The sequence below is a fragment of the Streptomyces sp. NPDC056883 genome (genome assembly GCF_042788835.1).
Taxonomy (GTDB): Bacteria; Actinomycetota; Actinomycetes; order Streptomycetales; family Streptomycetaceae; genus Streptomyces; species Streptomyces stoeckheimensis.
Genome location: NZ_JBHUBS010000002.1, coordinates 136,628 through 148,815 on the forward strand (window position 1 = coordinate 136,628; position 12,188 = coordinate 148,815).

A 12,188-nucleotide genomic window follows, 5' to 3' on the forward strand; every position below is an offset into this window, starting at 1 on the left:
TACCGCCGGGCCGGGACCGTCGGCGGGCGCTCGTGCCCGGCCGACGGTCCGTTGCCCTGGGTTCCGGGTCGCCTAGTAGCCGTAGGCGGCGAGGGTCCCCTGGATGGTGGAGTCGAAGTCCCAGTCGTTGTTGAACAGATCGCTCCAGACGGCTGCCGCACCGGTGTTGCCACCGGTCAGGGCCACGCCGTACTGCTCGATGTCTCCGTAGCCCGAGTACGCGCTGGGGTTGACCTCGGTCCAAGAGTTGGGGTCATTGGACGGGGTGGGGGCCAGCGAGCTCGACGTCCAGCTCACGTTCATGACGTTCGACTTCGCGACGAGACCCAGCTGGGTGTTTCCGCCGGCGTTCGCCGTCACGGCGCCGCGCACCTGGCTGATGCCGGATTCCAGACGCACCTTGCATGCCGTGCCCGCGTTGTCGCACGCGGTTCCCTTGAACACGTTCTGGCCCGCACCGCTGTCGGTCCAGGTGAACCCCGCCTGCACCAGCGCCTGCTTGGACGCCGCACCGAACGGTGCGGAAGCCGGGTCGGCGACCGCGATCCGGTTTCCACTCGTCTCAAGCCAGGTCTTCACGCCGGAGATCGTGGTGGGCGCGCCGCCGTTGATCGGCGTGGCGTCACAGCGAGGCGACTGGGCCTTGCCGTTGCCGCTTCCGTTGGCGTCCGCGCCGAGCGCCAGCGGCGGGCTCGCGGCGTTGGACGGGTCGTCGCCCTTGGTCGAACCCGCCCAGCTGCCGTTACAGCTGTAGATCGCCAGCTTCCCGACCGCCACGAGGTGCCTGCTGTCGGCGTCGCCGTTGCACTCGACGCTGCCGCTCGCCGTGCACGTCCCGCCGAGCGAGGTCGGGATGACCGCGTCCACGTTGGTCGCGTCCGCAGACAGGAACGCATCGATGTGCAAAGGCCCGTTGACGCAGTTGTTCGACGAGGCGGGGTTGCAGGTGGTGTAGGGGCCGGCGCTCTTGAGCTGCTGGCGCAGGCTTCCCGAGGTGATGCCCCGCATCGTCGAGGTGTCGATCGCCGGCTTGTTCCAGAACCCGCCGACCTGCGACGCGGCGTTCGCCGTGAACGGCGTGAACGACTTGAGCGTCGAGATGTAGGTCTTCATGTCCTTCGCGGCGGGGTACATGTTGTTCGCGACACCGACCTGCGCGTCCGTGGTCGCCGACGCCGCCGTGGCCGTGGTGGTGATCAGCGCCGTCGCGAGGGCGCCTACTGCGAACGCGCTCCGTACCCGGCGCATCGCGGTGCGGACGGAGTTCGGGCCGCTTCGGGCGCGGCTGGATCTGATGTGCATGTGCTACTCCTCGTGGATCAGGTGGGCGGCGGCTGCCGTACGGGCACCCCGTTGGCGGGGTCAGGCAAATGCCGGAATTGCATGGGCATCTGCGAGGTTTCTGGCATGAACGTGCCGCACGCGCCTAGATGGTGCTCATGTGGAACCCCGGTAGTCAATCGTTGACAACCATGGCTGCTGTGGATGTAATGCACGTATCAAAACTGCAACGGGACTGGTGGGCGAGTGCCGTCGGCCCGCTGCGGGACGCGCAGAAAGGGTTGGCGGCACGATGTGCAGAGGCGTGAAATGGCAGTGTTGAGCAGGCTGTCGGGCTCGCGCGCGATCAGGCGGAGCGTGCTCGTTCTCGCGGTGGTGGCGGTGGCGTTGGGCGTCGTGGTGTTCGTACGGGGCGGGTCGGACTCGGCCGCCCAGGCCCAGAGGCCCGAGCGCGAATGGTGCACGCCGGGCTCCCCGCGCACCCTGCTCTGCCCGAACGGCAAGACCTTCGACGCCAAGGAGCAGACCACTCACGGCGACGCCTTCGATTGCCTCTACTTCGCCAATCAAGCGGATGCGCAGGCGGTGCTGCGGGCCGACCCCAGCGATCCGAACCGCATCGACGAGGGCGGCGGCGTCGCGTGCCGAGGACTGCCCGACCCGCGTGACGTCACACCCGTTGCCCAGGCCGCGCAGCGGTTCACGTGCGCGCCCGGTGACACCCGCAGCGCGCTCTGCCCGCAGCCGGAGCGAGCCCTCGAGCCGCGCTACTTCCTGCGCTACAACAACGACGCCTACGACTGCGCCGACTTCGCCAGCCAGGCGGACGCACAGGCCGTCCTGCGCTTCGCACCGACCGACCCGAACCACCTTGACGGCGACGGGAAGGGCATTGCGTGCCCGGACCTCCCGGAACCCAAGGACGTCAAGCCCGTGCTGCGGAAAACACCGTGACGCGGCAGAGGCTCGCGCGTGCGCTCGGGCCGGACGTGACCCATCGATTGAAGGAAAGCCCGACTGTCATGAGACCCGACCACCGCCCGTTCCCCTTGCGCGCCAGACGCGAGGACGGCTTCACGCTCATCGAGTTGCTCGTGGTCATCGTGATCCTGGGCGTTCTCGCGGCCATCGTGGTGTTCTCCGTCAGGGGCATCGGCGACAAGGGCAGCGACGCCGCGGCCGCCGCGGACGCGGCCACCCTGCGCACGGCGGAAGAGACCTACTGCGCGAAGCACGGACACTACGGGACGATCGACGACCTGAAGGGCGACGGGCTGCTGGCCGGCGATCCGGGCTACAACATGGTGGCGGTCGGTGAGGAGAACAAGTGCGGCCGGGGCGCCAAGTCCTCGTTCACGCTGTACGACACGTCCCCGACGGAGCGCAAGGGCGCCCCGATCCCGGTGGCCACCGGCCCGGTCGACCTCGCGGTCGATGAGAAGGCCAATCGCGTGTACGTCGTGTCCAGCGCCAACAACGGCACCGTGACCGTGATCGACGGCAAGACCGACAAGCAGATCGGCGCTCCGGTCGACGTTTCCGGCGCCGCGCCGAACCCCACCCGGATCGCGATCAACTCCGGTACGGGCCAGGTCTACGTCGGGGGTACGAACGGCGTCGCGATCATAGACACGGCCAACGGCAATCAAGTGACCCGAGTCGACTTCCCGGCGATCGTCAGCGGCCTGGCCGTCTCTCCTGAGAACGGCGAGGTCTACGTCGGCGGTGGTCCTGTGGGTGCCTCGGAGGTCGCCTACATTGCTGCCGGCAGCTCGACGGCGACGCCGATCCCGCTGCCCGCTGCGGGCCTCGTACTGGCGACCGGCGGTATGGACTTCTCCTTCGACCCCGCGCGTCATGAGGTCTACTTCGTGAAGCAGGGCAACGCCCTGAGCCCCAACATCGGCCTCTTCGTCGTCTCGACGCAGACCCACACGGCCCGGCTCGCGGCTGAACTCCCCTCGAAGTCGGGCTGCGGCAGCAGCGGCGGTGTCGGACACTTCCTGTCCACCTCCGCCCGCGGCGTGACGGCCGTCGATCCGAATCGCGGCCTCGTCTACCTCCTTGCCGGCAAGTGCGTGGCGCTGGATTCGACAACCACGCGGACGGTGGGGACAACGGTTGTCATCAACCCTGTCGACGGTAGTTTCACAGCGATCGACGAAATACCGGTGCTGACGGGGAGCATGGGCCACCACTCCGCCGTCTACAGCGTCTCGGCAGCGGCGGTCTACGTCTACTCCTCAGCTGGCGCCACGGGCCGCATCACCCGCATCGAAGGGAAGGTGGCCGGCAAGCAGGTACCGACGACCGGAACCTCAAATATCACGTCGAACCCGGCGCACAAGCTCACCGTGCTGAAGAACTCCAACAGGCTGTTCTTCTCGCAGTTCCATTCCACGTCGGGCGGACTCACCACCGCCCCGGGCGGTCTCGGAGTGGTCGATGGCACCACGATGCTGACGCAGGCTCCGGTCGCGGCGCCCACCCAGTTCGGCTCGCTGGCCGTGAACGGCACCACGGCGAAGCTGTACGTGCTCGAACCGGGCACGTCGCAGGTCGTGTTGTTCGGTACGGGATCGGACTAGGGCCATGCGAGACCAGTCACGCACCATCTGCACGGGCGGGAATCACCCGCGCGGACCGGGCCGTAGTACCACCGTGACGGCGGTCGGTGTGATCGCGGCGATCATGCTGACCGCGTGCGCCGGCAACGGATCCCCGGAGCGCAGGTTCGACGTCGCCCCTTACGTACACAAGGGGCACGTGGCCGACTGCGACACGTTCAAGGCCCAGGCGGACGCCCAGGCGGTGCTGCGCGCCGACACGCTCGACCCCAACGAGCTCGACCGGGACGGCGACGGCATCGCATGCCCCGGCCTCCCCCATCCGAAGGACAAGAAGCCGGTCCACCGCGACTTCGCCACCGACCTGGACGGTGCGCCGATCAGCGATCCGGTCAATCCGTTGCAGCCGTAGCAGCAGCGGAAGCAGTCATGGGAAGCACGGTGTCCCACCTGTCGTTCGTGCAGGTCAGGTACCGTGCTCCACTTTTTGGAAGAAGCCGAGCTTCTTGGTGGACCAGCTGACCAGGAGGTTCGTGCCGCCCGCACCGGCTACGAGGTCACCGAGATCTGTCTGGTCATGGAGGAATCCCAGGGTGCCCGAGGGGAACACCAACCCGCAGGGTCTGTCGTGGACCTACAGCTAGGACGCGGCGGGCCGTCTGATCGCGGAGAACGACTTCGACTCGCGGTCGCTCGGCTATGCCTACGACGCGGGTGGCCGTCTGGCCTCCCGCACCGACGCGCTGGGCCAGACCGTGGCCTACCGGCGCAATGAAATGGGGCAGATCGTCCACAAGGACGCGGCCGGCCTGGTGACCACGTTCGAGTACGACGTCTCGGACCACCTGGTGTCCGCGGCGTCCCCGGACGCCACGGTGACCTGGCTGCGCGACCGGGACGGACTCGTACGGTCCGAGACGGTCGACGGCCGCACGACGGAGTTCGCCTACGACGCCCTGGGCCGCCGCACCCACCACACGACGCCGACGGGGGCCCGCTCCCGCTGGACGTACGACGAGACGGGCCGCCGCTCGGCCCTCACCGTCTCGTGACGCACCCTGACCTTCGAGTGGACGTGGTGGGCCGGGAACTGAGGCGCCACACTCCCCGAACCTGGTGACGATGACCCGGGACCACAACGGCTTGCGTCCCCTCACCCAGACGGAGCGCATTCTCCCGGCCGACGCGCCGCAGGAAGCGATCGGCGAGCGCTTCTTCTCCATCGTCACGGACCTGGTGGGCACGCCCACGGAGCTCGTCGACGAATCGGGGACCCTGGCCTGGCAGAGCCGCAGCACCGTGTGGGGATCGGTGGCGTGGCCGGTCGGATTTCGCCGAATCCGTGTACAGGCTGCATTCGGGGCCGGCCGGCAATTTCCCCGAGTACTTCGTGAACACTCGGGAGGGAATCGAGCTGCTCAACAAGCATCTACAGGCCCTCCCGCAGGGGCAGGCGATCATGGAACCCTTCAGCAACCGGTTCTAGGACGACAAGGAAACGAACGTGCACGCGAAGGAGCTGAACAGCGGTGGATGAGCGGCCCATGGCCTCGGAGACCTCCCTCGCGCGGGAGATCTTCGGGCCTCTCGGGGGGATCGTCGAATGCGGAGCGGCCCTCCGTGGCGAAACGGTGGCCGAGTTCGTCACGATCCGCCGCACCGAACTGGACCGGATCCTTGCCGCGGTGCGGGACATCGGCAGATTCCATCCGCCGACGATGGACATCGTCGATCAGCTGGGATACCTGCGCGAGCACGACGTTCCCGTCACGTCGTTGCTGTTGTGGTCCGGCTGCATCGAGGAGTTCTCGCCGGAGCTCGGCGGAGCCGAGGCGGTGCGGCGCATGGCCCGGATGGGCACGGACCTCCAGCTGACGCACCTGTTGCACGCTCTGGTGGGCACGGCCTCGTTCCGTGCGCCGCAGGACGTGCAGGCCAATGCCGCGACCATCGTCGAGGTGCTCGAAACCGCTGCCTCGCTGGGGTCACCCGCCCACGCGCGCACGGCGCGCGAGGTCTTCCTGATGTGGCGGGCGGCCTTCCTCCCCGGCGTTCTGATGCCCGCGTCCACCTCCCCGGAGGCCGCCAAACGGTACTTCAGGACGTACGCGCACACCCTGGAAGCGGCGCTGGACACCTAGCCCTCAGGCAATCCGGGCTGAGCCCGTCCCCTGGGCGAGCCGGACGAGGGCTTCGGCGGTGGGGGTGTCGGGAGCGGGTTGGTAGACGATGAGTTGTTGGCCCGGGGCGGCCCGGACGTCGAAGGACTGGTAGGTCACGGTCAGGGGGCCGACCGTCGGGTGGTGCAGGTGCTTGGTGTCCTGGGTCTTGTTCAGGACGTCATGGGTGGTCCAGAGGCGGGCGAAGTCCACACTGTGGGCGGTCAGGGTGTCGATGAGGGACCGCAGGCGCGGGTCGTCCGGTGTGATGCCGCAGGTCTGCCGAAGGTGGGCCGCTGTGGCCCGGGCCGTGGAGGTCCAGTCGGTGTAGAACTGCCGGCCCTCCGGGTCGAGGAAGACCATGCGCGCCAGGTTGTCCGCCGCCGCGAACGGTGAATGCAGGGCTTCGGCGCGGGGGTTGGCGGCCAGGACGTCCAGGGCGGGGTTGATGACGAACGCCGGGGCGCCCGTGAAGCCGTCCAGGAGTTGGCGCAGAGCCGCGCTGATCCGGTCGGTGGACGACCGGCCGGCCGGGGGCGCGCCGGCCAGGCGGTGCAGGTGGGCGTGGGTGTCGGGAGCCAGGCGCAGGGCCCGGCCGAGGGCGTCGAGGACCTGCGGCGAGGGACGGCGTTCGCGGCCCTGCTCGAGGCGGGCGTAGTAGTCCGCGTTCACCCCGGCCAGGTCGGCGACCTCTTCACGACGCAGTCCGGTGACCCTGCGTACGCCGTGGCTCACCAGGCCGACGTCCCGCGGCCCCAGGGCCGCCCTGCGCGCGCGGAGGAACTCGCCGAGGAGGTTGCCGGTCACCGTCATGGCCACAGGCTAGGCGGTGGGGGAGGCGTGCTGCCTGGGTGTGATGCGTCCTGGCTGGCCGGCTCCTGCTTGCACAGACTCGGTCGGGCGGAGCATTCCGTTTCGAACGAGGAGTGGGGCAGACATGAGGAACGAAGCCAAGGTCGTGGCCATTACCGGAGCGAGCAGCGGGATCGGGGAGGCGACGGCCCGGCGGCTCGCCGCCGACGGGCACCGGTTGTTCCTGGGCGCCCGGCGCACCGATCGGCTCGAGTCGCTGAGCCGGGAGATCGACGAGGCAGGTGGCACGGCAGCCTTCCAGCGGCTGGACGTCACCGACGCCGCCGATGTACGGGCCTTCGTGGCCGCCGCCCGGGAGCAATACGGCCGGGTCGACGTGATGGTCAACAACGCCGGGGTGATGCCGCTCTCGCCGCTGGACGCGCTGGAGGTCGACGACTGGGACCGGATGATCGACGTGAACGTACGGGGCGTCCTGCACGGGATAGCCGCCGCCCTGCCCGTGATGCGCGCCCAGGGCGGCGGGCACTTCGTGAACGTGGCCTCCGTCGGTGCGTACGAGGTGTCACCCACTGCCGCTGTCTACTGCGCGACCAAGTTCGCCGTCCGAGCCGTATCCGAAGGGCTGCGCCAGGAGTCGGACGGCTCCATCAGGGTCACCCTGGTCTCTCCGGGCGTGACCGAGTCCGAGCTGGCCGACGGGATCGCCGATCCCTCCGCGAGGGAGGCCATGAAGGCCTATCGCGCCGTGGCCCTGCCGGCGTCCGCCATCGCCGGGGCCATCGCCTATGCCGTCGCCCAGCCGTCCGGGGTCGACGTCAACGAGATCGTCGTACGCCCCGCCGCGAGTGCCCGGTGACCGCCGGCGCATCCGGGAGCCGAAGCGGGCGGCGAGGCAGGCACCGCCCGCTTCGGACGAGACGCTGGGCCTAGAAGAAGCCGAGCTTCTTCGGAGAGTACGACACCAGGAGGTTCTTCGTCTGCTGGTAGTGCTCCAGCATCATCTTGTGGGTCTCGCGGCCGATGCCCGACTGCTTGTAGCCGCCGAAGGCCGCGTGGGCGGGGTAGGCGTGGTAGCAGTTCGTCCAGACGCGGCCCGCCTGGATCGCGCGGCCCGCGCGGTAGGCCGTGTTGATGTCGCGGGTCCAGACGCCGGCGCCCAGGCCGTACGCCGTGTCGTTCGCGATGCGCAGCGCGTCGTCGAAGTCCTGGAACGAGGTCACCGACACCACCGGGCCGAAGATCTCCTCCTGGAAGATCCGCATGCGGTTGTCGCCCTCGAAGATGGTCGGCTGGACGTAGAAGCCGCCCGCCAGTTCGCCGCCGTGGTCGATGCGCCCGCCGCCGGTCAGGATCTTCGCGCCCTCCTGCTGGCCGATCTCCACGTAGGACAGGACCTTCTTCAGCTGCTCCGCCGAGGCCTGCGCGCCGATCATCGTGTCGGTGTCCAACGGATGCCCCGGCACGATCAGTTCGGTGCGGGCCACGGCCGCGTCGAGGAAGTCTCCGTAGCGGCCGCGCTCGATCAGGGCGCGCGACGGGCTGGTGCACACCTCGCCCTGGTTGAGGGCGAACATCGTGAACCCTTCGAGGGCCTTGTCCCGCAGGTCGTCGTCGGCGGTCCAGATGTCGTCGAAGAAGAGGTTGGGGCTCTTTCCGCCCAACTCCAGCGTGACCGGCTTGAGGTGCTCCGCCGCGTACTGCAGGATCAGCCGCCCGGTGGACGTCTCCCCGGTGAAGGCCACCTTCGCCACGCGCGGGCTGGACGCGAGCGGCTTGCCGGCCTCCTCGCCGAAGCCGTTGACGATGTTCACCACGCCCGGCGGCAGCAGGTCCGCGATCAGGCTCATCAGGTAGTGCACCGACACCGGGGTCTGCTCGGCCGGTTTCAGCACCACCGTGTTGCCCGCGGCCAGGGCCGGAGCCAGCTTCCACACCGCCATCAGGATGGGGAAGTTCCACGGGATGATCTGGGCGACCACCCCCAGCGGCTCGTGGAAGTGATAGGCCACCGTGTCCTCGTCGATCTGGCTGAGGGCCCCCTCCTGGGCGCGCAGCGCGCCCGCGAAATAGCGGAACTGGTCGACGGCGAGCGGCATGTCGGCGGCCAGGGTCTCGCGGATCGGCTTGCCGTTCTCCCAGGTCTCCGCGACCGCGAGCGCCTCCAGGTTCTGCTCCATCCGGTTCGCGATGCGCAGCAGGATCGTGGAACGCTCGGTGATCGAGGTACGTCCCCACGCGGGCGCGGCGGCGTGCGCCGCGTCCAGTGCGCGCTCGATGTCCTCGGCCGTACCGCGCGCCACCTCGGTGAAGGTCTCACCGGTCACGGGGGAGGGGTTGGCGAAGTACCGCCCGAGGGCCGGCTCGACGTACTCGCCGCCGATGAAGTGGCCGTAGCGGGACGCGTACGACATGAGCGCGCCTTCGGTACCGGGCGCAGCGTAACGGGCCATGGAAGGACCTCCCCTTGCCGGGCGCCGGCCGCCGTCGGCCGGTGCTCGCCGTGAGGCTAGGGGCGGGCAGGTTGCCGGTACGTTGCACGGCCGCGCGGCGTACGGGCCGTCGGCGTGGCGGTGCGGCCCCGCTCGGCCGAGCCCGGGGTCGGCAACTCCTGTGGCGGCGCCGTGAGTTCCGCGTCGATGGCCCGTACGCGGGCCAGCGCGGCCGTCCGGCCCGCAGCCGGGAGTACGGCGGCCAGGGCCCGCCAGACCTCGATGTCCTCCGCGCCCCACGGACTGGACACCCAGTCGGTCAGCAGCCCCGGGTCGGCCCGCGCGATCACGGCGGCCCGGGCCTGCTCCTCGATGCGGCGCCGGAGCCGGACGATGCCGGGTGCCGTGGACGCGGGCAGCAGCGGGCCCGGGTAGCGGGCCAGCGCCGCCGAGACGGCGCCGGAGGCCAGGTGGCGGGTGACGGCCGTGAAGTCGGCCTCCAGCGGTGCGGCCGTGCGGTAGGGGCGGGAGAGCGGGGCCCGGGGACCCAACAGGCCGCGCAGCCGTGACATTTCGGCGCGCAGGGTGACCGGTGACACCGACTCGTCCTCGTACAGGGCGATCGCCAGCTCCTCCCCCGACAAGCCCTCCGGGTGGTGCGCGAGCAGCGCCATGATCTCGCTGTGCCGCCGCCCGAGCCGGACCTCACGGCCGCCCGGGCCGGTCAGCAGCGCCTCGTCACGGCCGAGTGCGGTGAGGGCGCCGCCGGGTGGCAGGGGGGCCGGATCGAGCAGCGCGAGCCGGGCCTCCGCCGCGCACGCCACCGCACGCACGAAGGCGAGGGAGTGCGGATGGGCCAGCCAGTCGCCCCCGGTGACGTCGACGGCGCCGAGCAGCCTTCCGGTGCGCGGATCGCGGACCGGAGCCGCCGCGCAGGTCCACGGGTGCACCCGACGGCTGAAGTGCTCGGCGCCGAAGACCTGGACCGGCTCCCCGACCGCCACCGCGGTGCCGGGGGCGTTGGTGCCCATCGCCGTCTCCGCCCAGTGGGCGCCCGGCACGAAGCCGAGGCCCTCCGCGCGCCGCATCGTGGCGGGTTCGCCCTCCACCCAGAGCAGGCTGCCCCGCGCATCGCACACCGCCAGCAGATGGGCCCCGTCCGAGGCGAAGGCGCCCACCAGGTCCCGGAACAGCGGGAGCACCCTGGCCAGGGGGTGCTGCTCCCGGTACGACCGCAGTTCCGGCCCGGCCAGCTCCAGCCGGGGCGTGCACTCCGGGCTGACCCGGGCCCGGGCGCAGCGGCGCCAGGACCTCGCGATGACCGCCCGCACCGGGGCCTCGACCCGCCCGTCCTGGGTGAACGCGGCGTGGGCCCGCCGCAGTTCCCGCGTCCGCTCGGCGGGGTCGGCCCCGCCCGGCAGAGCCACCGAAGGATCGTCCATGTCACCCTCTCGCGGTGCCTTGGTACCCGGAGCGCCCCATCGTCGTACCGGCCCGACGCCCCGGCAAGCGGTACGTCGGCCAGTGCGGGATGCGGGTCGGCCGGTCCCCGCCGGTGCGCCCCGGGCCTCGTCCCGGGCCCCGGCGCCGGGGCCTCCTAGTCCTCCGGGTCCAGCGCGGCCAGCGCCGACGCCGGGTCCGTGGACGGCGGGCCCGCCGGGAGCCAGTGGTCCGCCGCCCGGCGGTACGGCCACCAGCGGCCCTCGCGGCCCAGGCGGAGCTGGCGGTCACCGCCCGGTTCCGTCCAGCGGGACCGGATCCGGCGGAGCACCGGGGCGGGGGCGCCGGCGCCGGCGTCCGCCCCGTCCGCCCCGTCGGGCCAGGCCGATGCCAGGGCGGCCCGGGCCCGGGCGAGCGATGCCCGGTCGGGGTTCCAGTCCTCCTCCAGCACCTCGACGGCCCGTGACCCGCCGAAGCCCCAGGCGAGTACGGCCCGGTCCATGGCGGCCCGGTCCCTGTCGGAAGCCGCCGACAGGCGGGAGCGGACCCGAAGGTCATGGGCCTCCGCCGTGAGCCGTACGGCGTCGTGCGCAGGCGTGGGCCCGGGCTGCGGGGCGCGCTCCGCGTGGGCCGGAGCGAGCGCTTCCGCGAGCAGCCGGTACGCCTCCGTCGCGGCCGCCTGCGCCAGGAACTCCACCCCGTCCACGTCCAGGCCCGGCGGCTCCGTCCCCGACTCCGTGTCCAGCGTCGGAGGCTGGCCCGGCGCGTCCGGCAGCGCCGCGGGCGGGGGCAGCGGGGGCAGGGCGGACGCCGCGGCGTACACCTCGGACGCGAGGACGCCGAGTACGCCGCCGGCCTCGCTCGCGGAATCCGGGGATCCCGCTTCCGCTTCCGCCGTGCTGCGCTCCTCCAGCTCGGCCACCAGACCGGCCTCCGCCCGCCCGCGCAGCAGCAACAGCACGAAGGGGTCCTGGTCCAGCAGCCGCGCCACCTGGTAGCAGAGCGCCGCCGTGTGCGGGCAGTGGTCCCATTCCTCGCAGTCGCAGCGCGGGTCGAGGTCGCCGATCCCGGGCAGCAGCTCCACCCCGGCCGCCGCCGCGTCCTCCACGAGCTCCGGCGGCACCTCCCGGTCCAGCAGCGCCGCGATGTGGCCCGACTCGGCGGCAGCCATCCCGAGCAGCCGGTCCCATTCCGCTTCCGTGAACTCCTGCACCAGCACGTCGGTCCGGTGCGCCGTCCCGTCCGGATCGCGCACCACGGCCGTCAGCCCGCCCGGCCGTACGGACACGGCCCCGACGGCGCCCGAACGCGCGTACCGCCGGCCCTGCTTGACCTGTTGGCCGTCGAGCGCGCTGTCCTCCAGGGCGCGCAGCCAGGCATGGCCCCACCAGGTGTGGGCGAAGGCGCGGCCCGGGGCGGGCGGGAGGGGCGGGAAGGTCTTCTCGTACGGGTCCTTCGCGTACCGGTCCTTCGCGTACGGGTCCTTCGCGTTCATC

Annotated in this window: 12 protein-coding genes and 2 pseudogenes; 8 read left to right on the forward strand and 6 right to left on the reverse strand. The window is 71.1% G+C overall.

Annotated features, from left to right (window positions below):
• Nucleotides 1–72: 72 nt before the first annotated feature.
• Complete coding sequence (locus tag ACFRU2_RS05960; protein WP_382968143.1) at nucleotides 73–1,302, reverse strand: hypothetical protein; 1,230 nt, start codon at nucleotides 1,300–1,302, stop codon at nucleotides 73–75.
• 288 nt (nucleotides 1,303–1,590) lie between these two features.
• Between ACFRU2_RS05960 and ACFRU2_RS05965 the strand changes: the two genes are divergently transcribed.
• From ACFRU2_RS05965 to ACFRU2_RS05975, 3 genes are all read left to right on the forward strand, one after another.
• Nucleotides 1,591–2,235: a hypothetical protein gene (locus ACFRU2_RS05965; protein WP_382968146.1), complete on the forward strand. Its 645-nt coding sequence runs from the start codon at nucleotides 1,591–1,593 to the stop codon at nucleotides 2,233–2,235.
• Between the two features lie 68 nt (nucleotides 2,236–2,303).
• Nucleotides 2,304–3,869 (forward strand): prepilin-type N-terminal cleavage/methylation domain-containing protein, encoded by a 1,566-nt coding sequence (locus tag ACFRU2_RS05970; protein WP_382968148.1) that lies wholly within the window; start codon nucleotides 2,304–2,306, stop codon nucleotides 3,867–3,869.
• A 73-nt stretch (nucleotides 3,870–3,942) separates the two neighbouring features.
• Nucleotides 3,943–4,260 carry an excalibur calcium-binding domain-containing protein gene (locus ACFRU2_RS05975; protein WP_382968150.1) on the forward strand — a complete coding sequence of 106 codons (318 nt, stop codon included), beginning with the start codon at nucleotides 3,943–3,945 and terminating at the stop codon, nucleotides 4,258–4,260.
• 54 nt (nucleotides 4,261–4,314) lie between these two features.
• On the opposite strand, the gene ACFRU2_RS05980 is transcribed toward ACFRU2_RS05975, so the two are convergent.
• The gene (locus ACFRU2_RS05980) at nucleotides 4,315–4,458 is read right to left on the reverse strand and encodes a hypothetical protein (RefSeq protein ID WP_382968153.1); all 144 of its coding nucleotides are present in this window, start codon (nucleotides 4,456–4,458) and stop codon (nucleotides 4,315–4,317) included.
• Nucleotides 4,459–4,510: 52 nt separating this feature from the next.
• Between ACFRU2_RS05980 and ACFRU2_RS05985 the strand changes: the two are divergent.
• The 4 genes and pseudogenes from ACFRU2_RS05985 to ACFRU2_RS06000 form a co-directional block, all read left to right on the forward strand.
• Nucleotides 4,511–4,609, forward strand: a pseudogene (locus ACFRU2_RS05985) (hypothetical protein); the annotation flags it as partial.
• Nucleotides 4,610–4,624: 15 nt separating this feature from the next.
• Entirely contained in the window at nucleotides 4,625–4,900 is a 276-nt protein-coding gene (locus ACFRU2_RS05990) for a hypothetical protein (RefSeq protein ID WP_382968155.1), read from the forward strand.
• A gap of 70 nt (nucleotides 4,901–4,970) precedes the next feature.
• A pseudogene (locus ACFRU2_RS05995) lies at nucleotides 4,971–5,123 on the forward strand (hypothetical protein); the annotation flags it as partial.
• Nucleotides 5,124–5,377: 254 nt separating this feature from the next.
• Entirely contained in the window at nucleotides 5,378–5,989 is a 612-nt protein-coding gene (locus ACFRU2_RS06000; RefSeq protein WP_382969653.1) for a hypothetical protein, read from the forward strand.
• Nucleotides 5,990–5,992: 3 nt separating this feature from the next.
• On the opposite strand, the gene ACFRU2_RS06005 is transcribed toward ACFRU2_RS06000, so the two are convergent.
• Nucleotides 5,993–6,814, reverse strand: a complete 822-nt coding sequence (locus ACFRU2_RS06005; protein WP_382969564.1) for a helix-turn-helix transcriptional regulator — start codon at nucleotides 6,812–6,814, stop codon at nucleotides 5,993–5,995.
• Between the two features lie 130 nt (nucleotides 6,815–6,944).
• On the opposite strand from ACFRU2_RS06005, the gene ACFRU2_RS06010 reads away from it, so the two are divergent.
• Nucleotides 6,945–7,679: an SDR family oxidoreductase gene (locus tag ACFRU2_RS06010; RefSeq protein ID WP_382968157.1), complete on the forward strand. Its 735-nt coding sequence runs from the start codon at nucleotides 6,945–6,947 to the stop codon at nucleotides 7,677–7,679.
• A 70-nt stretch (nucleotides 7,680–7,749) separates the two neighbouring features.
• Here ACFRU2_RS06010 and ACFRU2_RS06015 read toward each other — a convergent pair whose 3' ends face one another.
• From ACFRU2_RS06015 to ACFRU2_RS06025, 3 genes are all read right to left on the reverse strand, one after another.
• Entirely contained in the window at nucleotides 7,750–9,273 is a 1,524-nt protein-coding gene (locus ACFRU2_RS06015; protein ID WP_382968160.1) for an aldehyde dehydrogenase family protein, read from the reverse strand.
• A 56-nt stretch (nucleotides 9,274–9,329) separates the two neighbouring features.
• The gene (locus ACFRU2_RS06020; RefSeq protein WP_382968163.1) at nucleotides 9,330–10,694 is read right to left on the reverse strand and encodes a transcriptional regulator; all 1,365 of its coding nucleotides are present in this window, start codon (nucleotides 10,692–10,694) and stop codon (nucleotides 9,330–9,332) included.
• Nucleotides 10,695–10,849: 155 nt separating this feature from the next.
• The gene (locus ACFRU2_RS06025; protein ID WP_382968166.1) at nucleotides 10,850–12,187 is read right to left on the reverse strand and encodes an SWF or SNF family helicase; all 1,338 of its coding nucleotides are present in this window, start codon (nucleotides 12,185–12,187) and stop codon (nucleotides 10,850–10,852) included.
• Nucleotide 12,188 lies beyond the last annotated feature (1 nt).

Coding starts and splice junctions, on each gene's coding strand:
- ACFRU2_RS05960 (WP_382968143.1), bottom strand. CDS start 1,302: ATGCACATCAGATCCAGCCGCGCCCGAAGCGGCCCGAACTCCGTCCGC.
- ACFRU2_RS05965 (WP_382968146.1), top strand. CDS start 1,591: ATGGCAGTGTTGAGCAGGCTGTCGGGCTCGCGCGCGATCAGGCGGAGC.
- ACFRU2_RS05970 (WP_382968148.1), top strand. CDS start 2,304: ATGAGACCCGACCACCGCCCGTTCCCCTTGCGCGCCAGACGCGAGGAC.
- ACFRU2_RS05990 (WP_382968155.1), top strand. CDS start 4,625: ATGGGGCAGATCGTCCACAAGGACGCGGCCGGCCTGGTGACCACGTTC.
- ACFRU2_RS06010 (WP_382968157.1), top strand. CDS start 6,945: ATGAGGAACGAAGCCAAGGTCGTGGCCATTACCGGAGCGAGCAGCGGG.
- ACFRU2_RS06015 (WP_382968160.1), bottom strand. CDS start 9,273: ATGGCCCGTTACGCTGCGCCCGGTACCGAAGGCGCGCTCATGTCGTAC.
- ACFRU2_RS06020 (WP_382968163.1), bottom strand. CDS start 10,694: ATGGACGATCCTTCGGTGGCTCTGCCGGGCGGGGCCGACCCCGCCGAG.
- ACFRU2_RS06025 (WP_382968166.1), bottom strand. CDS start 12,187: ATGAACGCGAAGGACCCGTACGCGAAGGACCGGTACGCGAAGGACCCG.